The organism is Serratia inhibens (genome assembly GCF_003591175.1).
Lineage (GTDB): Bacteria > Pseudomonadota > Gammaproteobacteria > Enterobacterales > Enterobacteriaceae > Serratia > Serratia inhibens.
The window spans coordinates 1-20,931 of record NZ_QYYG01000016.1 but is presented as its reverse complement, the minus strand read 5'-3'; the positions used below and the strand labels follow the sequence as shown (position 1 = coordinate 20,931).

Sequence of the window (20,931 nt, the reverse complement as noted above, 5' to 3'; positions counted from 1 at the left end):
TGGCGGAAAGGGTGAACGGGATACTGAAGACGGAGTTTTTGCTATCACGCCCGGCAGATCTGGAGCAGGCAAGAAAGATGGTGAGGGAATCGATAGAAATTTACAACAGAGAGCGGCCTCACCAGTCACTAAAATACAAAACGCCCGATGCAGTGCATCAGGCGTTTTACAGGCATAAAAGTGTCAACCTATGTCAGGACTAGTCAGCGCAATTTCTTCCAATACCTCTCTTTAGCGGCATGATGAGATGACGCATCGTCCCAATGAAAAGAGCTTGTCGCTATGTTGCCGTTTTCCAATGGTTTTTTACTCAGTCTGTCGCTTTGTCTGGATATTGGCATCGCCAATATCGCCATGATCACGCTGGCGATGCAGCGCGGCTATTTTCACGGTTTCTGGCTGGGCATCGGTACCTGCGTGGGGGACCTGATTTATGCGGTGCTGGCGCTGGCGGGCATGGCGGTGCTGTTGCAATACCCGGGCGTCCGCTGGGTACTGTGGGTCGGCGGTTCAACGATGCTGCTGTGGTTCGCTTACAAGATGCTGCGCGCGGCCTTCGCCCAGGCGACTGAGCTGGCGGCGGCTGAGCCGGAGAGGCCGCGCTCGGTGCCGCGCAGCTTCCTGCGTGGCGTGGTTCTGGCGATGTCTTCGCCAACGGCGATTTTGTGGTTTGCGGCGGTGGGTGGCGCACTGATTTCACGTATGGGTCAGGGGGGACCGACGGCGACGTCGTGGTTCCTCTCCGGCTTTTTTATTGCCGGCGTGGTGTGGACGGCGGTGCTTTGCTCTGTGGGTAGCCTGGGCGGTAAAATGCTGGGGGCTCGCCTGCTGAAATATTCTTACTTCGCTTCGGCGGTTATTTTTGGCTACTTCGCGCTGTACGTGGTGGTGTCGGGCTACCGCGAGTTTATTTAGCGGGTGAAGGATTGCAGGTAATGATGCGGCGTTATGCCCATGGTTTTGCGAAAAGCGTTAATAAAATGACTTTGATCGTAAAAACCCAAGGCCAGCGCCACGTCCATCGTGTGTTGATTTTGCCGCAGCAGGTTACGCGCCTCCAGTAGCCGCAGCTGCATGTGGTATTGCAACGGCGGCATGCCGACGCGTTGCCGGAACAGCCGGACAAAATGATATTTACTCATGCCGCTGACCTGGGCCAGCGTGTCCAGACTGATTTTCAGCGTCAGGTTGTCGCGCATGAACTCCAGCGCCCGGCCGACGGTTTCCGTCGGTTGCGGGTGATCCGCGGTGCGATCGTCCAGCAGGGTCCCCAACAGCCACAGCAGATTTTGCTCTTGTTCAACGGCGTCGTGCGGGGTGCAGGCGTAACGGCAAATGGCGTCGAACAGCGCCGGGTTGCGCAGCACACCTTCGGTCAACACCGGCGCCTGACGATCGGAACTCAGGTTATGGTTGTTAGCCAGGCTGCGCAGCAGTGATTGCGGTAAATGCACGCTGCAGAATTCGACTTTCTCACTGCCAAATTGCGAGGACTGAATGCTGGCCGGGTTGTAAACGGTGATCTCGCCACCGTGCACCAGAGAGGTTTTGCCGTCCAGCCAAATTTGTTCGGTGCCACTCAGATTGGCGCTGATCACGTATTCATCGTGGGTGTGACGAGGGAAAGAGGCATTGATCGCCGTCAGGCGCGAGCACTCGATATCGTTGGCAACAAACCAGTCCGAGAGGGATAACGCCATCGCGCACCTCCGCGCCCGTCAGCGACACATAGAAAAACGGCTCCTGTGAACAGGAGCCGTGCTTTGGCGCGCAACCTAGCCGGTGTTGCGCATTCCGGCGGCGACGCCGGCAATGGTGACCATCAATGCCTGTTCAACGCGGGTATCAGGATGTTCCTGCTGGCGCGAGCGGTGCAGCAGTTCTGCCTGCAGCACGTTCAGCGGATCGGTATACACGTTACGCAGCGCGATGGATTCGGCGATCCACGGCAGATCTTCCATCAGATGAGCGTCATTGGCGATGGTCAACACGACCTTGATGTCGCTTTCGAGCTGATCGCGCAGCTGCTGGCCCAGCGGCCACAGCGATTTGTCGACCAGGCGCTGATCGTAGTATTCCGCCAGCCACAGGTCGGCTTTGGCGAAGACCATTTCCAGCATGGCGATACGGGTGGAGAAGAACGGCCAGTCGCGGCACATGGCTTCCAACTGATTCTGTTTGCCGGCTTTCACCGCTTCCTGCAAACCTGCGCCGGCGCCCAGCCAGGCCGGCAGCATCAGGCGGTTCTGCGTCCAGGCGAAGATCCACGGAATGGCGCGCAGGCTTTCTACGCCGCCGTTTGGCTTGCGCTTGGCCGGGCGTGAACCCAGCGGCAGTTTACCCAGCTCCAGCTCCGGCGTTGCGGCGCGGAAGTAAGGGACGAAGTCCGGGTTCTCACGCACGTAACCGCGGTACATTTTGCATGATGTCTCCGACAGGTCGTCCATCAGCGAACGCCACTCTTTCTTCGGCTCCGGCGGCGGCAGCAGGTTGGCTTCCAGAACCGCGCCGGCATACAGCGCCAGGCTGCTGATGGCCACTTCCGGCAGGCCAAACTTGAAGCGGATCATCTCACCCTGCTCGGTCACGCGCAGGCCACCTTTCAGGCTGCCCGGCGGCTGCGATAGCAGCGCCGCATGTGCAGGCGCACCGCCGCGGCCAATCGAACCGCCACGGCCGTGGAACAGCGTTAACGCCACGCCGGCCTTTTCACAGGTTTTGATCAACGCATCTTGCGCGCGATATTGCGCCCAGGAGGCGGCCATTACCCCGGCGTCTTTCGCCGAGTCGGAATAGCCGATCATCACCATCTGCTTGCCCTGGATAAAGCCGCGATACCAGTCGATATTCAGCAACTGGGTCATAACGTCGTCGGCATTGTTCAGGTCGTCGAGGGTTTCGAACAGCGGCGCTACCGGCAGCGCGAACGGGCAACCGGCTTCTTTCAGCAGCAGATGAACCGCCAGCACGTCAGAAGGGGTGCGCGCCATGGAGATCACGTAGGCTGCGATGGAGCCTTGCGGCGCTTCGGCGATCACGCGGCAGGTTTCTAGCACTTCCTGGGTGTCGGCGCTCGGTTCCCACTTCAGCGGCACCAGCGGGCGTTTGGAGTTCAATTCGCGGATCAGGAATGCCTGTTTGTCGGCTTCTGACCAGCTTTCGTAGTCGCCAAGGCCCAGATAACGGGTCAGTTCGGCGATGGCTTCGGTATGGCGGTTGCTTTCCTGACGGACGTCGATACGCACCAGCGGCACGCCAAAGCAGCGGACGCGTCGCAGGGTATCCAGCAACTGACCGTTGGCAATGATGCTCATGCCGCAGGCCTGCAGCGACTGATAACAGGCGAACAAAGGTTCCCACAGCTGATCGTTGCTCACCAGCAGATCCTGTGGCTTAAGCACGCGCTCGCCTTTCAGGCGGCCTTCCAGATAGGCTTGAGAGCTCATCAACTGGCCGCGCAGCTGTTTCATGATCTCGCGATACGGTTCCTGCACTTGGTCGCCGCCGGCGAGCGCGCGCAATTCCGGGGTGCATTCGGTCATCGACAGCTCGGACACCAACACCTGAATATCGCGGGTGAACAGGTCGCAAGCTTTCCAGCGGCTGAGCAGCAGCACGTGACGGGTGATTTCGGCGGTCACGTTCGGGTTGCCGTCGCGGTCACCGCCCATCCAGGAGGTGAAACGCACCGGCACGGCTTCCGCCGGCAGGCTGTAATCGATGGAGTTTTCCAACTGCTCGTTGAATTCGCGCAGGAAGGCGGGCACTCCTTCCCACAGGCTGTTTTCCACCACCGCGAAGCCCCATTTGGCCTCATCGATAGGCGAAGGGCGGTTTTTACGGATCTCGTCGGTGTGCCATGACTGGGCAACCAGCTGGCGCAGGCGGCGCATGATCTTGTTGCGCTCGTAATCGGCCAGATCGTTATGATCGAGTTGGCTCAGGCAGGTATTGACCTCAACCAGCTTGTGGATCAGGGTGCGGCGGGTGATTTCCGTCGGGTGCGCCGTCAGCACCAGCTCGATGGAGAGCTGAGAGACCGCATTTTGCAGCTCTTTGGTGCTGAGTTTTTTGTCTTTCAGCCGGGTGAACAGTTGGGCCAGCGCTTCCGGATTGCTGGCGGCTTCGCCATTGGGCGAAATACTGTGGTACTGCTCGGCGACGTTGGTCAGATTAAGGAACTGGCTGAAGGCGCGCGCGACCGGCAGCAACTCGTCGTTGGACAGGTTCTGCAAGGTGGAAAGCAGCTCCTGACGGTGCGCCTCGTTGCCGGCACGTGAAGATTTGGAAAGCTTACGGATAGTTTCAACGCGATCGAGAATATGCTCGCCCAGCGCATCTTTGATGGTATCGCCGAGCAATTTGCCGAGCATACTGACATTACTTCGCATTGCCGAATATTGTTCGTTCATATAACCCCTGACCCAGTTCTGTATGATTTTTTATCTTGTAAGTAAATTTCACGTGTCAGGCGAAGAGCGCCTGTTTCATCTCGCCACGTTCCTGTCCAATCGTCAATTGACACTATTTTTAGCAAAAAAACATCAAAATCGGCGCGTTTTCTGAAATTTAATTACGGCACGCCGGTTATCAGTCTGGCTTATTATATTGTTTTGATACTTCTTAATAGGTAGGGGTGATGATAAATCATTAACCCTACCTTGTATCAGGTTTATTGATGGCAAAAGTGCTCGACCAACTGGCCCAGCAGCTTGCGCGTCGGCTCGATAAACGCCGTATCAATGTATTCATCCGGTTGGTGCGCCTGGTTGATTGACCCTGGGCCAAGCACCAGCGTCGGGCACACCTGCTGGACGAACGGCGCTTCGGTGCAGTAGTTGACCACCTGAGTACGGGTGCCCAGCAGTTGCTCAATCACCGCCACCATATGGTGATCGGTCGGGCACTCGTAGCCCGGGACCGAGGCATGCAGTTCCTCAATGTTCAGGCGGCCCGGCCAGCGCTGGCTGATCGGTTCCAGCGTCTGGTGCATCAGCTCGTTGATATTGTCGAGCGTCATGCCCGGCAGCGGGCGAATATCCAGATGCAGTTCACAACAGGCGCAGATGCGGTTGGCCGCGTCGCCGCCGCTGATATGACCGAAGTTCATCGTCGGATAAGGCACGGCGAATGCCGGATTGTTGTAGCGCTCCTGCAGCGTTTTGCGCAGTTCCATCAGGCGGCCAATGGTGTCGTGCATCAAATCGATGGCGTTGACGCCACGTGCCGGGTCGCTCGAGTGTCCGGACTGGCCGACAATGCGGATGGCGTTGGCCATATGTCCTTTGTGCGCGCGCACCGGTTGCAGTGAGGTGGGCTCGCCGATAATGGCGAAATCCGGGCGGATGGCGGTCGAGGCAGCGAAATAACGCGCGCCGGCCATCGTCGTTTCTTCATCTGCGGTTGCCAGAATGTACAGCGGCTTGGTCAACTTGCCGGCATCGATGTCGCGCACGGCATCCAGAATAAAGGCAAAGAAGCCTTTCATGTCCGCGGTGCCCAGACCGTACAGCTTATTGTCGTGTTCGGTCAGAGTGAAGGGATCGCGCGTCCAGCGGCCTTCGTCATAAGGGACGGTGTCGGTGTGGCCCGCCAAAAGCAAGCCGCCGCTACCTTCGCCAATGCTGGCGAGCAGGTTGAATTTGTTGCGGGTATCGGGCACCGGCTGTACGTCGACGCGGAAGCCCAAATCGGCAAACCACCCGGCCAGCAAGTTGATTAACGCTTCATTACTCTGATCGAGGGCGCCATCGGTGGCACTGATCGACGGAGTGGCGATCAACGCCCGGTACAGCTCAATAAATGGAGGTAATTTCATCTTCACTGTTGACAGCCTTTGGTTAGGGTAGTATCAATATTCATGCATTTATTTTGAATAAAAATACAGTAAGCTAGAGCGTAAGGGAACCCGATTCCCGGATGATTATAAAAACATCAACGCTCGACCACGTGGGTGAACGGCGAAACAACGCTGGTGAGCCCGGTTACCTGAGTCGAATACGACCACTCGTAAGCCAAGAAGGTGAAAGGCCACATGTTGAATACGCTGATCGTTGGTGCCAGCGGTTACGCCGGAGCGGAGCTCACGGCCTACCTGAATCGTCACCCACACATGAACATAACCGCATTAGCGGTTTCAGCGCAAAGTGCAGATGCAGGAAAATTGCTTTCTGATTTGCATCCCCAATTAAAAGGCATCGTCGATCTGCCGTTGCAACCGCTGGTCGACGTGGCTGCCGCCGCCGATGGCATCGACGTGGTGTTCCTGGCCACGGCGCACGAGGTCAGCCACGATATCGCGCCTTTGTTCCTGGCAGCGGGTTGCGTGGTGTTCGATCTGTCCGGTGCGTTCCGCGTGAAAGACGCCGGTTTCTATACCCAGTACTACGGTTTCGAGCATCAGCATCCTGAACTGCTGGATCAGGCGGTATATGGCCTGGCGGAGTGGCAGAGCGAAAAAATCAAACAGGCGCAACTGATCGCCGTACCGGGCTGCTACCCGACGGCGGCGCAGTTGGCGTTGAAACCCTTGATCGATCAACAGCTGTTGAATCTTGACCAATGGCCGGTCATCAACGCCACCAGCGGCGTCAGCGGCGCGGGCCGCAAAGCCAGCGTGACCACCAGCTTCTGTGAAGTGAGCTTGCAGCCGTACGGCATCTTCAACCACCGTCATCACCCGGAAATTGTTGCGCATCTGGGCACGCCGGTCATCTTCACGCCACATTTGGGTAACTTCCCGCGTGGTATTCTCGAAACCATCACCTGCCGTTTGAAAGCCGGCGTTACCGCGCAGGACGTGGCCGCTGCCTATCACGCCGCCTATGACGACAAACCGCTGGTGCGGCTGTACGACCAAGGCGTGCCGGCATTGAAAGCGGTGGTGGGCCTGCCGTTCTGCGATATCGGCTTTGCCGTGCAGGGTGAACACCTGATCGCCGTAGCGGCGGAAGACAACCTGTTGAAAGGCGCGGCCGCTCAGGCGGTGCAATGCCTGAATATCCGTTTTGGGTTCCCGGAAACCCAGTCATTACTTTAATGAATAACCAGCGTGGGATGTAAACAGCGATGAATCCGTTAATTATCAAGTTAGGTGGCGTGTTATTAGACAGTGAAGAAGCGCTGGAGCGTTTATTCACCGCCCTGGACAGCTACCGTCAGCAGCATCAGCGCCCGCTGGTTATCGTTCACGGTGGCGGTTGCCTGGTGGATGAGCTGATGAAACAACTTTCTCTGCCGGTGGTGAAGAAAAACGGTCTGCGGGTGACCCCTGCGGACCAGATCGACATCATTACCGGCGCGCTGGCCGGTACTGCCAACAAGACCCTGCTGGCGTGGGCCATCAAGCACCGGATCAATGCGGTGGGCCTGAGCCTGGCGGACGGCGGCAGCGTTTCCGTGACCCAACTCGATCCGGCGCTGGGCCACGTAGGTAACGCGCAGCCGGGTTCGCCGGTGCTGCTCAATACCCTGCTGGACGCCGGTTATCTGCCGGTGATCAGCTCTATCGGCATCACCGCCGAAGGGGAATTAATGAATGTGAACGCCGATCAGGCGGCGACGGCCCTGGCCGCCACGCTGGGTGCGGATTTGATCCTGCTGTCGGATGTCAGCGGCATTCTCGATGGGAAAGGGCAACGCATTGCAGAAATGACGGCACAAAAAGCGGAACAACTGATTGCCCAAGGCATCATCACCGATGGTATGGTGGTGAAGGTGAATGCGGCGCTCGACGCGGCCCGCACCCTTGGCCGGCCGGTGGATATCGCCAGCTGGCGCCATGCCGATCAGCTTCCAGCTCTGTTTAACGGCGTGTCGATTGGCACCCGGATCCTCGCTTAAATTTAGAATTAAAAAGGAAAAGACCATGCAAAACCAAGGCATCAAAAAAATCGTTCTGGCGTACTCTGGCGGCCTGGATACTTCGGCCATCATTCCCTGGTTGAAAGAAAACTACGGCGGCTGCGAAGTGGTAGCGTTCGTGGCGGATATCGGCCAGGAGCGCAGCGATCTGGAAGGCGTGGAGCAAAAAGCCCTGCAATCCGGTGCCTCTGAGTGTCACGTGGTTGATCTGCGTGAAGAATTCATCCGCGATTACGTTTATCCGGTTCTGCAGACCGGCGCGTTGTATGAAGGCAGCTATCTGCTGGGCACTTCAATGGCGCGCCCGATTATCGCTAAAGCGCAGGTTGAGCTGGCGTTGAAAGTCGGCGCTGATGCGCTGTGCCACGGTGCAACCGGCAAAGGCAATGACCAGGTGCGTTTCGAAACCACCTACACCGCGCTGGCACCGCACCTGAAAGTAGTTGCGCCTTGGCGTGAGTGGAACCTGCGTTCCCGTGAAGCGCTGCTGGATTACCTGAAAGAGCGCAATATCCCGACGACTGCGTCGCTGGAAAAAATCTACAGCCGTGACGAGAACGCCTGGCATATCTCTACCGAAGGCGGCGTGCTGGAAAGCCCATGGAATGCACCGAACAAAGACTGCTGGGTTTGGACCGTGGATCCGCAGGAAGCGCCGGACCAGCCTGAGCAAGTGACCATCACCGTAGAAAAAGGCCGCGTTGTGGCGGTTAACGGTGAAGCCTTGAGCCCATACAAATGTCTGGAAACCCTGAATGTGCTGGGGGCCAAACATGGCGTAGGCCGGATCGACATCGTGGAAAACCGTCTGGTGGGCATCAAATCCCGCGGTTGCTACGAAACCCCGGGCGGCACCATCATGGTGGCGGCACTGCGTGGCGTCGAGCAACTGGTGCTGGATCGCGACAGCTTCAAATGGCGTGAGCAGTTGGGCCTGGAAATGTCCTACGTAGTGTACGACGGCCGCTGGTTTGCTCCGCTGCGTCGTTCTCTGCAGGCCTCTGCAGAAGCGCTGGCCGAAGAAGTGAACGGCGAAGTGGTGCTGCAGCTGTACAAAGGTCAGGTGACGGCGATTCAGAAGAAATCCGCCAACAGCCTGTACTCTGAAGAGTTTGCTACCTTTGGCGAAGACGAAGTTTACGATCACAGCCACGCGGGCGGCTTTATCCGCCTGTTCTCGCTCTCTTCACGCATTCGCGCGCTGAACGAGAAAAAGAACAAGTAATTTCATTATTCGGCGTGACTTGTTAAGGGCGCAGCGTGCTGCGCCCTTATTTGCATAAAATTCAGGAGTAAAGGTATGGCACTTTGGGGCGGACGGTTCAGTCAGGCGGCAGATCAGCGGTTCAAACAGTTAAACGACTCTCTGCGCTTTGATTATCGCCTGGCGGAACAGGACATTGTTGGCTCTGTGGCCTGGTCGAAAGCGCTGGTCACCGTCAACGTGCTGACGGCAGCCGAGCAGCAACAGCTTGAGCAGGCTTTGAGCGTGTTGTTGGAAGAGGTGCAGGCCGACCCGCAGGCGATTGTCAGCAGCGATGCGGAAGATATCCATAGCTGGGTGGAGCAGAAACTGATCGACAAAGTCGGCGATCTGGGCAAGAAGCTGCATACCGGCCGTAGCCGTAACGATCAGGTCGCGACCGATCTGAAACTGTGGTGCAAACAGCAAATCGGTGAACTGCATCAGGCCATCGTGCAACTGCAGCAGGCGCTGGTGGAAACTGCCGAAGCCAATCAGGATGCGGTGATGCCGGGTTATACCCACTTGCAACGCGCGCAGCCGGTCACTTTCGCCCACTGGTGTCTGGCCTATGTGGAAATGCTGGCCCGCGATGAAAGCCGCCTGCAAGATACGCTCAAGCGCCTGGATGTCAGCCCGCTGGGCAGCGGCGCGCTGGCCGGTACCGCTTATCCGATCGATCGTGAACAGCTTGCCGGTTGGTTGGGTTTTGCCTCGGCCACCCGCAACAGCCTGGACAGCGTTTCCGATCGCGACCACGTGCTGGAGCTGCTGTCCAATGCTTCCATCAGCATGGTGCACCTGTCGCGCTTTGCCGAAGACCTGATCTTCTTCAACAGCGGCGAAGCGGCGTTTGTCGACCTGTCCGACCGTGTAACTTCCGGTTCTTCGTTGATGCCGCAGAAGAAAAACCCGGATGCGCTGGAGCTGATCCGCGGCAAATGCGGCCGTGTACAGGGTGCATTGACCGGCATGATGATGACGCTGAAAGGTTTGCCGCTGGCGTATAACAAAGACATGCAGGAAGACAAGGAAGGGCTGTTCGACGCTCTGGATACCTGGATGGATTGTCTGCAAATGGCGGCGCTGGTGCTGGACGGTATTCAGGTGAAACGTCCACGCTGCAAAGAGGCGGCAGAGCAGGGCTACGCCAACTCGACCGAACTGGCGGACTATCTGGTCGCCAAAGGCGTGCCGTTCCGTGAGGCGCACCATATCGTCGGTGAAGCGGTGGTAGAAGCCATCCAACAGGGCAAGGCGCTTGAGGCACTGACGCTGACCGAGTTGCAGAAGTTCAGTGCGGTGATTGGTGACGACGTGTACCCGATTCTGGCGCTGCAATCTTGCCTGGACAAGCGTTCGGCCAAGGGCGGAGTGTCTCCTCAGCAGGTCGCCAGTGCGATCGCCGAAGCGAAACGGCGGTTGTTTTAAGTTAAGTTAGTCCGTTCATAAGGGCGCGGTTCACAGTGTGAGCCGCGCTTTTTTTATGATGGTTTACTCGCCCGGGCAGCGCTGGCAGCGTTCCGCTTCGGCCTCACCCAGCTTGAGCCTGGTCTGCAGGTCGCGCAGTGCGGTGCGCAGGCCTTCTTCGATCACCGGGTGGTAGAACGGCATATCCAGCATCTGGTTGATGGTCATCTGCTGCTGATGCGCCCAGGCCAGCAGGTGAGCGATATGTTCAACGTCCGGCCCCATCATTTCCGCCCCCAGGAAACGCCCGGTGCCTTGCTCGCCGTAGACATGCAGGAGGCCTTTATTACGCAGCATCACGCGCGAGCGCCCCTGATTCTCGAACGAAACCTCGCCGACTTCGAAGCAGCCGCAAGCGCTGAATTTCTCGCTCAGTTCGCGGAAGGTCGAACCGACCATGGCGATCTGCGGATCGGAGAATACGACCGAAATCGCGCTGCGGCGCAGGCCTGGGGTGATTTCCGGGAAGCTGCCGGCGTTGGCCCCGGCAATGCGTGCCTGATCGCTGGCCTCATGCAGGAGCGGCAGCTGGTTGCTGGCGTCGCCGGCGATGAAAATATGCGGCACGCTGGTTTGCATGGTCGAACGATTGGCCTGCGGCACGCCTCGGGTATCGAGTGCGAGGCGAGTGTTTTCCAGGCCCAGTTTATCGACGTTCGGCCTGCGACCGGTGGCGGCCAGTACGTAATCCACCATGATTTCCTGTGGCCGACCCTGCAGATCCTGATAGCGGATAAACACTTTGTCGCCTTCGCGCTGCATCATCTCGACCTTCACGTCGGCATCCAGATAAAACTCTTCGCCCAGGGTTTTGGCGGCATAGCTGCGCACCGCACTGTCGGTTAATGGGCCGACGGCGCCGCCAACGCCAAATACTTTGGTGTCGACCCCCAGACGGTGCAGCGCCTGACCCAGCTCCAGGCCAATGACACCCGGGCCAAATACCGCGACGGACTGCGGCAAATCATCCCAGTTAAACACGTCGTCATTGACGATCAACCGGTCGCCCAGTGAGTTCCACTGTGCCGGCCAGCTTGGGCGGGAACCGGTGGCGATAACGATCCGCTGCGCCACGATGCGGGTGTGTTCATCGACCTGCAGGGTATTGTCGTCGATAAAGCGGGCGTAGCCGTGAATTTTGTCGGCGGCCGGGATCTCGTCGACGCCTTCCAGCACAAATCCGACAAAGCGGTCACGTTCGCGTTTGACGCGGTCCATCACTTCACGGCCGTTAACGGTGGTTTTACCGGCGGGATACACGCCAAAGCCGGGGGCGCGCTCGATTTGATGCACCGCCTCGGCGGCGGCGATCAGCAATTTGGATGGCATGCAGCCGACGCGTGCGCAGGTGGTGCCATAAGGCCCGCCCTCGATCATCACTACGCTGGGGGTGGAAAGTTTAGCAGCGCGATAGGCGCCCAGACCGGCGGTGCCGCCGCCGATAACCGCGACGTCAACATTCAACTGTTTCATATCCGCTCCTGAAAGGTAAAAAAGGCGGGCCATAGCCCGCCAAAGGTTCACGTTGGCTTCGTTATTATTGATTAATCAGGCTGACAGGAAATTTTCCAGGTCATCGCTGCCGCCGATGTGACGGCCGCCGATGAACACTTGCGGTACGGTGGCACGGCCGCTGACGGCGCGCAGGCTGACGGTGGTGGCGTCTTTGCCCAGCACGATCTCTTCATACTGGATACCGCGTTCTTGCAGCATTTGCTTGGCTTTGGCGCAGAACGGGCAGCCGGGTTTGGTGAACAGCGAAACCGATTCCTGCACTTTGAATTCCGGCGCCAGGTATTTCAGCATGGTGTCGGCATCAGAGACTTCAAACGGGTCGCCCGGCTTGTTGGGCTCGACGAACATTTTTTCCACCACGCCGTTGCGCACCAGCATCGAGTAACGCCATGAACGTGGGCCGAAGCCCAGATCGGCTTTCTCGACCAGCATGTTCATGCCTTTGGTGAACTCACCGTTGCCGTCTGGCACGAAGGTGATGTTCTCGGCGTGCTGATCGGCTTTCCAGGCGTTCATCACGAAGGTGTCGTTGACCGAGACGCACAAGATGCTGTCAACGCCGTGCTGTTTGAACACGCTGGACAGCTCGTTGTAGCGTGGCAAATGGCTGGAAGAGCAGGTTGGGGTAAACGCGCCCGGCAGAGAAAATACGATGACGGTTTTATCTTTGAACAGGTCATTGGTGGTGACATCAATCCATTGGTCGCCCTGACGGGTGTGGAAAGTAACCTGAGGAACTTTTTTGCCTTCTTGGCTGGTAAACATGGATTAACCCCTTAATTAGGAAAATAATTTTTGGCTGTTAGCGCTGTATCGCTTCGTTGGGACACATTATTGACGTCGGGGCTTGATAGATCTAATCGCTCATTGCTATCTTATCTATCGCCATGAGCTATCATGGTCTGGAGGGAAAAAATGAATATTCGTGATTTAGAGTACCTGGTCGCCTTGGCCGAGCATCGGCATTTCCGCCGTGCCGCCGATTCATGCCATGTTAGCCAACCCACTCTCAGTGGGCAGATCCGCAAGCTGGAAGACGAACTGGGCGTGATGCTGCTCGAACGTACCAGCCGCAAGGTGTTATTCACTCAGGCGGGTTTGTTGCTGGTGGAGCAGGCGCGTACCGTGCTGCGCGAAGTCAAAGTCCTGAAAGAGATGGCCAGCCAGCAAGGGGAAGCTATGTCGGGGCCGCTGCATATCGGCTTGATCCCGACCGTCGGGCCTTATTTGCTGCCACAGATCATCCCTACGCTGCACAAAACCTTTCCCAAGCTGGAAATGTACCTGCATGAAGCGCAAACCCATCAACTGCTGGCGCAGCTCGACAGCGGCAAACTGGACTGCGCCATTCTGGCGCTGGTGAAGGAAACGGAAGCCTTTATCGAAGTGCCGCTATTTGATGAGCCGATGAAGCTGGCGGTGTATTCCGATCACCCATGGGCGCAGCGCGATCGCGTAGCGATGCCGGATTTGGCGGGGGAAAAACTGCTGATGCTGGAAGACGGCCACTGCCTGCGCGATCAGGCGATGGGCTTTTGCTTCCAGGCGGGGGCGGACGAGGATACCCATTTCCGCGCGACCAGTCTGGAAACTCTGCGCAATATGGTGGCGGCGGGCAGCGGCATTACCCTGCTGCCAACGCTTGCGGTACCGCCGCAGCGTGAGCGAGACGGCGTCTGCTACCTCGACTGTTATAAACCGGAACCGAAGCGCACCATAGCGCTGGTGTACCGCCCCGGTTCCCCATTGCGCAGTCGTTATGAGCAATTGGCCGAGGCGATCCGCGAGCACATGCAGAACTACTTCAATACCACGTTAAAACAGGCGGTTTAAGCCGTTTAGCGCTGCCACCCGGTAGGCTTCGGCCATGGTCGGATAGTTGAAGGTCGTATTAACGAAATATTCGATAGTATTGCCTTCACCTTTCTGTTCCATGATCGCCTGACCGATGTGGATGATCTCCGCCGCACGCTCGCCGAAGCAGTGGATCCCGAGGATCTGCAGGGTGTCGCGATGGAACAGGATCTTCAGGCTGCCGACGCTCATCCCGGCAATCTGCGCACGTGCGAGATGCTTGAACTGGGCGCGACCCACTTCATACGGCACTTTCATCGCCGTCAGTTCCTGCTCGGTTTTGCCGACGGAGCTGATTTCCGGAATGGTGTAGATGCCGGTCGGGATGTCTTCGATCAGATGCCCGCTGGCTTCGCCGGAGGCGATCGCCTGTGCGGCGATGCGGCCCTGATCGTAAGCGGCGGATGCCAGGCTCGGATAACCAATCACGTCACCCACGGCGTAAATGTGCGACAGCGCGGTTTGGTACATGCTGTTCACTTTCAACAGGCCTCGACTGTCTGACTCCAGACCGACATTCTCCAACCCGAGTGAATCGGTGTTACCGGTACGCCCGTTGGCGTACAGCAGGCAATCCGCTTTCACTTTCTTGCCGGATTTCAGGTGAACAATCACGCCGTCTTCGGTGCCTTCGATCTTCTCGAACTCTTCGTTGTGACGGATCACCACGCCATTGTTCCAGAAGTGGTATGACAGCGAGTCCGACATTTCCTGATCGAGGAAGGCCAACAGGCGATCGCGGGTGTTGATCAGATCCACCTTCACGTTCAAACCACGGAAAATCGACGCATATTCACAACCGATCACACCGGCGCCGTAAATGATTACGTGGCGCGGTTCGTGGCTCAGTTCGAGAATGGAATCGCTGTCATAGATGCGTGGATGGTTAAAGTCGACGCTGGCCGGGTGGTAGGGGCGCGAGCCGCAAGCGATCACGATATGATCGGCGCGGATGGTGTCCTGAGTGCCGTCCATGTAGCTGACGCTGACGGTGTTGGCGTCGATAAAGCGTGCATCGCCGGCAAACAGTTTGCACTGATTGCGTTCATAGAAACCCTGACGCATTCGGGTTTGTTGATTAATGACGTTATCGGCGTGGCGTAAAATGTCAGGGAAGGTTGCACTGAGCGTGCGTGAATTATTGTAAAGCGGGTTCTGGTTGAATTCGATAATGCGGCTGACGGCGTGGCGGAGGGCTTTGGACGGAATGGTACCCCAATGAGTACATCCGCCGCCCACATTATTGTACCGTTCGATAACGGCCACGCGAGCGCCTTGTTTCACCAGTCCCATAGCGGCACCTTCACCACCAGGGCCCGAGCCAATTACAATGGCATCAAATTGATAGTGCTGTTGCATGTAGGAGAGACCTGTTTTTATACAAAATTACAACGGTATCTTAACATCATAGCGCTGAGCGCCCAATCACCATTAGGCTTTTTGAGGCAAAGCACAAATGGTACAGGCTGAAACTGTGACAGGACGCGTTTGTATAAATGCTGTTGCAATAAAATTTGCTATATTGCCGACTCAGCGGCGTTAGACTCAATGAATGGATCTTATCTGGATATGCATATGGGCGTCAGAGCACAACAAAAAGAACGGACTCGTCGTTCCCTCATTGAGGCGGCATTCAGCCAGCTAAGCGCCGAACGCAGCTTTGCGAGCCTGAGTTTGCGCGAAGTCTCACGCGAGGCGGGTATCGCGCCCACGTCATTTTACCGCCACTTCCGTGACGTGGACGAGCTTGGGCTGACCATGGTCGATGAGAGCGGCCTGATGCTGCGCCAACTGATGCGGCAGGCGCGCCAGCGTATCGCCAAGGGCGGCAGCGTAATCCGCACCTCGGTCTCCACCTTTATGGAGTTTATCGGCAATAATCCCAACGCCTTCCGCCTGCTGTTGCGTGAGCGTTCCGGTACTTCGGCCGCCTTCCGTGCGGCGGTGGCACGCGAGATCCAACATTTTATCGCCGAACTGGCGGATTACCTCGAGCTGGAAAACCATATGCCGCGCAGCTTCACCGAAGCGCAGGCGGAAGCCATGGTGACTATCGTGTTCAGCGCCGGTGCCGAAGCGCTGGACATTGACATCGACCAACGGCGTCGGCTTGAGGAACGTTTAGTGCTGCAACTGCGGATGATTTCCAAGGGCGCTTATTACTGGTATCGCCGCGAGCAAGAAAAAGCTTCTGTGTCCCACGTATAAAAGGTAGAAAGTGATGGAAAAATCAGGCCGTGAGAATGGCACTTTACTGCTGGCGTTGATTGCCGGTCTTTCAATCAACGGTTCGTTTGCCGCGTTGTTCAGCTCGGTGGTGCCGTTTTCTATTTTCCCGATAATCGCTTTGGTTCTGGCGGTGTACTGCCTGCACCAGCGTTATCTGCATCGCGCCATGCCGGACGGCATGCCAAAGCTGGCCGCCGCCTGTTTCCTGTTGGGGATGCTGTTATACAGTGCGATCGTGCGTGCTGAATATCCGCAGATTGGCTCTAACTTCTTGCCGGCGATTGTCGCCGTGGCGCTGGTGCTCTGGATTGGCGTGAAGCTGAAGGCGCGCAAGGCGCTGGAAGGGAATACGCAGGTATAAAGGTGACCAGGCAGGGGCGCAACCACGTCGCCCCTGTCGGGTTAAACGCGTTTTTCCAACAGCACGCCGCATTCCATATGATGGGTGTACGGGAACTGATCAAACAGCGCCAGGCGACTGATCCGATGCGTCTCCTGCAGCGTTTCCAGATTGGCGCACAGCGTTTCCGGGTTGCACGAGATATACAGAATACGCGGATAGGCTTGCACCATTTTCACGGTTTCATCGTCCAGCCCGCTGCGCGGTGGGTCGACAAAAATGGTTTCGCAGTTATAGCTGCTTAGATCGATACCTTTCAGCCGGTTAAACTCCCGCACCCCGTTCATCGCCTGGGTAAAATCTTCCGCCGCCATGCGAATAATCTGTACGTTATCGATATGGTTGGCCGCAATGTTGTACTGCGCCGCCGCGACCGAAGGTTTGGCTATTTCAGTGGCCAACACCCGCTCGAAGTTACGCGCCAGCGCCAGCGAGAAGTTACCGTTGCCGCAGTAGAGTTCCAGCAAATCGCCTTTAGAGCCTGCCGTTACGTCCAGCGCCCATTCCAGCATCTGTATATTCATCGCTGCGTTCGGCTGGGTGAAGCTGTTTTCCACCTGGCGGTAGATCATGTCGCGGCCGGCGACCGGCAGGACTTCGTCTACGTAATCCTGATCCAGCATGATTTTCATTTTCGACGCACGGCCAATCAGCTGCAAATCAAAGCCCTGCGCGCGCAGGCTGTCACGCAGCTTTTCCGCTTGTTGTTGCCAAGCCTCATCCAGCTTACGGTGATACAACAACGAAGCAATGATTTTGCCGCTGCGGGTCGACAGATAGTCAATCTGGAACAGCTTCCGGCGCAGGATGGGTTCCGGCTTGATGGCGGCGATCAGTGCACTCATCAGGCGGTTAATCAATTCGCTGGCGGCAGGGAACCGATCGACGCGGATGCGTTGCTTGGTCTGCTGGTCAAACATGATGTGATACATCTCGTCTTCATCATGCCAGATGCGGAATTCGGCGCGCATGCGGTAATGCTCGACTTGCGAGCGGAACACTTCCGGCTCGGGTGCCGTGAACGGTGACATCAGCGTCTTCAGCCGGGCAGTTTTCTCCGCCAGTTGGTCATCGTAACGTTCAATAGGCAAATTCTCGGGCGTCATGTTTCTTCTCGTCAGGCAAATTTGATCAGCGGGGATTGTAGGGAATCAGCCCGTGAAGTCCAGTTTTGTCGTGTTTATTATTTGTAACATTGGTGGAAGTCTAGACATCTATTTACATTGATCGTAGCATTGCCGTCCGGCCTCAAGCAGCGAGTGAAAAGGGAATCCGGTGTGAATCCGGAGCTGACGCGCAGCGGTAAGGGGAAGTCACGGCGATAGCGTTTTTACGCAGACACTGTCCACTGCAGGATGGGAAGTCATCGCCTGGTGCAGGTTGCCTATGCAGCTTGTAACTCCCAAGCCCGAAGACCTGCCGGTATTACGTCGCAATGTCCGTGGCCGTCGCGAATTACCGGCCATGATCCTGCGGCATCCGCCAATTAAGTTTGGATGCTTTTTCATGACAATTACAAAAAATACACTGCTGGCGGTGGTTTCATCCATCACGGCTTTTTCTGGATGGGCGCAAGACAACACCACAGCCAATAACAGCGATAACCTGGTGGTTACCGCCAACCGCTTCCCGCAGCCGGTTTCTTCCGTACTGGCACCAACCTCTGTTGTTACCCGTGATGATATCGATCGCTGGCAGGCCAAAAGCCTGACTGACGTGATGCGTCGTTTGCCGGGTGTGGATGTCGGGCAAAGTGGTGGCCTGGGACAAAAAAGCTCGCTGTTTATCCGTGGCACCAATTCCAGCCATGTGCTGGTGCTGATTGACGGTATTCGCCTTAATCAGGCCGGTATCAGCGGCTCTTCCGACCTCAGCCAGATCCCGATCTCGCTGGTGCAAAAAGTCGAATATATCCGTGGGCCGCGTTCGGCAGCGTACGGATCTGATGCCATCGGCGGGGTGGTCAACATTATTACCACCCGCGAGAAGAATGGCACCACACTTTCCGCCGGTGCAGGTTCAAACGGCTATCAAGCCTATGACGCCTCTACTCAGCAACAACTGGGCGACAGTACGGTTGCAACGGTCGCCGGTAATTACACTTATACCAAAGGCTATGATGTGGTGGCCTATGGCAGCACTGGCATGCAAAGCCAGCAGGATCGCGACGGCTTTATGAGCAAGTCGCTGTACGGTGCCGTTGATCATCAGTTCAGCGAGGCTATCAGCGGTTTTGTTCGTGGTTATGGTTATGACAACCGCACGGCTTACGACGCTTACTACTCCTCGCCAACCAGCCCGCTGGTCGATACCCGCAAGTTGTACAGCCAAACCTGGGATACCGGCTTGCGTTATAAGGAAGGTATCTACGCAACGCAGTTGATCGGCAGCTACAGCCACAGCAAGGATTATGATTACGATCCACGCCTGGGCATGCATGACAGCTCGGCAAGTTTGGTCGACTCAGAGCAATACAATCTGCAGTGGGGGAACACGCTTCAGGTAGGTCAGGGGACGGTCAGTTCAGGGATTGACTGGCAACACCAGCAAATCAAGCCAGACTCCACTACGGTTAACGGTGAAAAAACCCAACGCAACGCCGGTGTTTATCTTACCGCGCAGCAGTTGGTCGGGCCGGTAACCCTGGAAGGGGCGGTTCGCGGCGACGATCACTCCGAATTCGGCTGGCATGGCACCTGGCAAACTAGCGCTGCCTGGGAATTTGTCGAAGGGTATCGTTTCATCGCTTCTTATGGCACGGCGTTTAAAGCGCCCAATATGAGCCAACTGTATGGCAACTTCGGCAACAACACTAATTTGAAGCCAGAAGAAAGCAAACAGTGGGAAGGCGGCTTTGAAGGGTTGACCGGGCCGGTAACCTGGCGCGTGTCCGGCTACCGCAACGATATTGATAACCTGATTGATGCCACCGGCGAGACCAATTACGTTTATTACAATGTCGGCAAGGCCACTATTAAAGGTATTGAGGCTACTGCTTCATTCGACACCGGTCCGTTAACCCATCGCATCGGTTACGATTATGTCGATCCACGCAATGCCAAAACTAATGAAGTTCTGCTGCGTCGAGCCAAACAGCAGGTGAAGTATGAGCTGGATTGGCAGATCTATGATTTTGACTGGGCAGTCACCTATCAATACCTCGGTGAGCGTTATGACAAAGACTACGGCACCTACCCAGAACAAAGCGTTAAACTCGGCGGCGTGAGCCTGTGGGATCTCGCAGTTTCATATCCGGTCACATCTCATCTGACAGTTCGTGGTAGAATTGCCAACCTGTTTGATAAAGATTATGAGACGGCTTATGGCTACGCTACTCCAGGAAGAGAATACTACCTCACTGGAAGCTATACCTTCTAACACCACCGCGACGCCCCGCCCGACGGTGCTGGTATTTGATTCCGGCGTCGGCGGGCTATCGGTGTATCAGGAGGTTCGGCAATTGCTGCCGGACCTCCACTATATCTATGCCTTCGACAACGTGGCGTTCCCCTACGGCGAGAAATCCGAAGAGTTTATCGTTGAACGCGTGCTGGAGATTGTCAGCGCGGTGCAGCAACGTCATCCTCTGGCGATTGTCGTTATTGCCTGTAATACCGCCAGCACCGTATCTCTGCCGGCGCTGCGCGAGCGCTTTACCTTCCCGGTAGTGGGCGTAGTGCCCGCGATTAAACCTGCTGCCCGCTTGACCGCCAATGGCATCGTGGGCCTGTTGGCTACCCGTGGCACGGTACAACGCACCTATACTCATGAGCTGATTGCCCGCTTCGCCACCGACTGCAAAATCGAGCTGCTGGGTTCTTCAGAGCTGGTGGAGTTGGCGGAAGCCAAGCTGCATGGCGAAGCCGTGCCGCTGTCCACGCTGAAGAAAATTCTTCACCCATGGCTGAGCATGCGCGAGCCGCCGGACACGGTAGTGTTGGGTTGCACCCACTTCCCTTTATTAGCAGAAGAGTTAATGCAGGTGTTGCCTGAGGGAACCCGACTGGTAGATTCCGGTGCTGCTATTGCCCGTCGCACCGCTTGGCTTATCTCTTCGCAGGAAAATCTGGTGTCGACCCAGGAAGATAATCTGGCGTATTGCATGGCGTTGAATGAAGACACTGATGCTTTATTGCCCGTTTTGCAGGGATATGGCTTTAAATCGTTGAAAAAACTACCTCTTTAATCGGGTTTTGGTTAAACATTCAACGGTTGGAAAAAATATTGAAATTAGGGGTTGCGGCCTTCTGAGAACTCCCTATAATGCGCCTCCACTGACCGGGAACAACGACTCCTCTAACGAGAACCAGTCGCCCAGCCAGGAAGAAGCAAGCCGGTGAAAACACCGTTTCTTAAT

Annotated in this window: 18 protein-coding genes and 1 riboswitch; of the genes, 11 read left to right on the top strand and 7 right to left on the bottom strand. The window is 56.7% G+C overall.

The window, feature by feature from the left end; all coding sequences use genetic code 11:
* Together D4100_RS25280 and D4100_RS25275 are read left to right on the top strand one after the other, a co-directional pair.
* Nucleotides 1-203, top strand: a 203-nt coding sequence (locus D4100_RS25280; protein ID WP_147417757.1) for an integrase core domain-containing protein, incomplete at its 5' end; no start/stop codon positions are given.
* Between the two features lie 79 nt (nt 204-282).
* Nucleotides 283-915: a LysE family transporter gene (locus D4100_RS25275; protein ID WP_006317760.1), complete on the top strand. Its 633-nt coding sequence runs from the start codon at nt 283-285 to the stop codon at nt 913-915.
* On the opposite strand, the gene D4100_RS25270 is transcribed toward D4100_RS25275, so the two are convergent.
* The 3 genes from D4100_RS25270 to argE all read right to left on the bottom strand — a co-directional run bounded on the left by D4100_RS25270 (nt 912) and on the right by argE (nt 5,818).
* Nucleotides 912-1,700 carry a helix-turn-helix domain-containing protein gene (locus tag D4100_RS25270; RefSeq protein WP_006317761.1) on the bottom strand — a complete coding sequence of 263 codons (789 nt, stop codon included), beginning with the start codon at nt 1,698-1,700 and terminating at the stop codon, nt 912-914. The genes D4100_RS25275 and D4100_RS25270 overlap by 4 nt on opposite strands.
* 75 nt (nt 1,701-1,775) lie before the next feature.
* The gene (gene ppc / locus D4100_RS25265) at nt 1,776-4,412 is read right to left on the bottom strand and encodes a phosphoenolpyruvate carboxylase (RefSeq protein WP_006317762.1); all 2,637 of its coding nucleotides are present in this window, start codon (nt 4,410-4,412) and stop codon (nt 1,776-1,778) included.
* Between the two features lie 260 nt (nt 4,413-4,672).
* The gene (argE, locus tag D4100_RS25260) at nt 4,673-5,818 is read right to left on the bottom strand and encodes an acetylornithine deacetylase (protein ID WP_006317763.1); all 1,146 of its coding nucleotides are present in this window, start codon (nt 5,816-5,818) and stop codon (nt 4,673-4,675) included.
* A 216-nt stretch (nt 5,819-6,034) separates the two neighbouring features.
* Between argE and argC the strand changes: the two genes are divergently transcribed.
* The 4 genes from argC (at nt 6,035) to argH (ending at nt 10,537) form a co-directional block, all read left to right on the top strand.
* A complete protein-coding gene (argC, locus tag D4100_RS25255; RefSeq protein WP_065506790.1) occupies nt 6,035-7,039 on the top strand; it encodes an N-acetyl-gamma-glutamyl-phosphate reductase in 1,005 nt (334 codons plus the stop codon).
* A 29-nt stretch (nt 7,040-7,068) separates the two neighbouring features.
* The gene (gene argB / locus D4100_RS25250) at nt 7,069-7,842 is read left to right on the top strand and encodes an acetylglutamate kinase (protein WP_119805457.1); all 774 of its coding nucleotides are present in this window, start codon (nt 7,069-7,071) and stop codon (nt 7,840-7,842) included.
* A gap of 25 nt (nt 7,843-7,867) precedes the next feature.
* Nucleotides 7,868-9,088 carry an argininosuccinate synthase gene (locus D4100_RS25245; protein ID WP_004953146.1) on the top strand — a complete coding sequence of 407 codons (1,221 nt, stop codon included), beginning with the start codon at nt 7,868-7,870 and terminating at the stop codon, nt 9,086-9,088.
* A 75-nt stretch (nt 9,089-9,163) separates the two neighbouring features.
* Nucleotides 9,164-10,537, top strand: a complete 1,374-nt coding sequence (gene argH / locus D4100_RS25240; RefSeq protein ID WP_119805456.1) for an argininosuccinate lyase — start codon at nt 9,164-9,166, stop codon at nt 10,535-10,537.
* Nucleotides 10,538-10,600: 63 nt separating this feature from the next.
* On the opposite strand, the gene D4100_RS25235 is transcribed toward argH, so the two are convergent.
* Nucleotides 10,601-12,049, bottom strand: coding sequence for a dihydrolipoyl dehydrogenase (locus tag D4100_RS25235; protein WP_119805455.1), 1,449 nt, complete (start codon nt 12,047-12,049; stop codon nt 10,601-10,603).
* 75 nt (nt 12,050-12,124) lie between these two features.
* Nucleotides 12,125-12,856, bottom strand: a complete 732-nt coding sequence (locus D4100_RS25230; protein WP_004953139.1) for a glutathione peroxidase — start codon at nt 12,854-12,856, stop codon at nt 12,125-12,127.
* Nucleotides 12,857-13,006: 150 nt separating this feature from the next.
* On the opposite strand from D4100_RS25230, the gene oxyR reads away from it, so the two are divergent.
* Nucleotides 13,007-13,924, top strand: a complete 918-nt coding sequence (oxyR, locus tag D4100_RS25225) for a DNA-binding transcriptional regulator OxyR (protein WP_006317769.1) — start codon at nt 13,007-13,009, stop codon at nt 13,922-13,924.
* Here oxyR and sthA read toward each other — a convergent pair.
* A complete protein-coding gene (sthA, locus tag D4100_RS25220) occupies nt 13,907-15,304 on the bottom strand; it encodes a Si-specific NAD(P)(+) transhydrogenase (protein ID WP_006317770.1) in 1,398 nt (465 codons plus the stop codon). The genes oxyR and sthA overlap by 18 nt on opposite strands.
* Before the next feature lie 216 nt (nt 15,305-15,520).
* Between sthA and fabR the strand changes: the two genes are divergently transcribed.
* Together fabR and D4100_RS25210 are read left to right on the top strand one after the other, a co-directional pair.
* Complete coding sequence (fabR, locus tag D4100_RS25215) at nt 15,521-16,153, top strand: HTH-type transcriptional repressor FabR (RefSeq protein ID WP_006317771.1); 633 nt, start codon at nt 15,521-15,523, stop codon at nt 16,151-16,153.
* Nucleotides 16,154-16,166: 13 nt separating this feature from the next.
* A complete protein-coding gene (locus D4100_RS25210; RefSeq protein ID WP_006317772.1) occupies nt 16,167-16,535 on the top strand; it encodes a YijD family membrane protein in 369 nt (122 codons plus the stop codon).
* Nucleotides 16,536-16,576: 41 nt separating this feature from the next.
* On the opposite strand, the gene trmA is transcribed toward D4100_RS25210, so the two are convergent.
* Complete coding sequence (gene trmA, locus D4100_RS25205) at nt 16,577-17,680, bottom strand: tRNA (uridine(54)-C5)-methyltransferase TrmA (RefSeq protein WP_006317773.1); 1,104 nt, start codon at nt 17,678-17,680, stop codon at nt 16,577-16,579.
* A 120-nt stretch (nt 17,681-17,800) separates the two neighbouring features.
* Nucleotides 17,801-18,012: riboswitch (cobalamin riboswitch) on the top strand.
* 68 nt (nt 18,013-18,080) lie between these two features.
* On the opposite strand from trmA, the gene btuB reads away from it, so the two are divergent.
* Both btuB and murI read left to right on the top strand, forming a co-directional pair.
* The gene (btuB, locus tag D4100_RS25200) at nt 18,081-19,952 is read left to right on the top strand and encodes a TonB-dependent vitamin B12 receptor BtuB (protein WP_119805454.1); all 1,872 of its coding nucleotides are present in this window, start codon (nt 18,081-18,083) and stop codon (nt 19,950-19,952) included.
* Entirely contained in the window at nt 19,897-20,760 is an 864-nt protein-coding gene (gene murI, locus D4100_RS25195) for a glutamate racemase (protein ID WP_043912139.1), read from the top strand. The genes btuB and murI overlap by 56 nt, the downstream gene beginning before the upstream one ends.
* The last annotated feature ends 171 nt before the right edge of the window (nt 20,761-20,931 follow it).

Bases quoted from the DNA above. Each gene is read 5' to 3' on its own strand.
- oxyR (WP_006317769.1), top strand. From the start codon at position 13,007: ATGAATATTCGTGATTTAGAGTACCTGGTCGCCTTGGCCGAGCATCGG.
- D4100_RS25275 (WP_006317760.1), top strand. From the start codon at position 283: ATGTTGCCGTTTTCCAATGGTTTTTTACTCAGTCTGTCGCTTTGTCTG.
- D4100_RS25235 (WP_119805455.1), bottom strand. From the start codon at position 12,049: ATGAAACAGTTGAATGTTGACGTCGCGGTTATCGGCGGCGGCACCGCC.
- D4100_RS25270 (WP_006317761.1), bottom strand. From the start codon at position 1,700: ATGGCGTTATCCCTCTCGGACTGGTTTGTTGCCAACGATATCGAGTGC.
- D4100_RS25230 (WP_004953139.1), bottom strand. From the start codon at position 12,856: ATGTTTACCAGCCAAGAAGGCAAAAAAGTTCCTCAGGTTACTTTCCAC.
- argC (WP_065506790.1), top strand. From the start codon at position 6,035: ATGTTGAATACGCTGATCGTTGGTGCCAGCGGTTACGCCGGAGCGGAG.
- argH (WP_119805456.1), top strand. From the start codon at position 9,164: ATGGCACTTTGGGGCGGACGGTTCAGTCAGGCGGCAGATCAGCGGTTC.
- ppc (WP_006317762.1), bottom strand. From the start codon at position 4,412: ATGAACGAACAATATTCGGCAATGCGAAGTAATGTCAGTATGCTCGGC.
- D4100_RS25210 (WP_006317772.1), top strand. From the start codon at position 16,167: ATGGAAAAATCAGGCCGTGAGAATGGCACTTTACTGCTGGCGTTGATT.
- D4100_RS25245 (WP_004953146.1), top strand. From the start codon at position 7,868: ATGCAAAACCAAGGCATCAAAAAAATCGTTCTGGCGTACTCTGGCGGC.
- sthA (WP_006317770.1), bottom strand. From the start codon at position 15,304: ATGCAACAGCACTATCAATTTGATGCCATTGTAATTGGCTCGGGCCCT.
- trmA (WP_006317773.1), bottom strand. From the start codon at position 17,680: ATGACGCCCGAGAATTTGCCTATTGAACGTTACGATGACCAACTGGCG.
- argB (WP_119805457.1), top strand. From the start codon at position 7,069: ATGAATCCGTTAATTATCAAGTTAGGTGGCGTGTTATTAGACAGTGAA.
- fabR (WP_006317771.1), top strand. From the start codon at position 15,521: ATGGGCGTCAGAGCACAACAAAAAGAACGGACTCGTCGTTCCCTCATT.
- btuB (WP_119805454.1), top strand. From the start codon at position 18,081: ATGACAATTACAAAAAATACACTGCTGGCGGTGGTTTCATCCATCACG.
- murI (WP_043912139.1), top strand. From the start codon at position 19,897: ATGGCTACGCTACTCCAGGAAGAGAATACTACCTCACTGGAAGCTATA.
- argE (WP_006317763.1), bottom strand. From the start codon at position 5,818: ATGAAATTACCTCCATTTATTGAGCTGTACCGGGCGTTGATCGCCACT.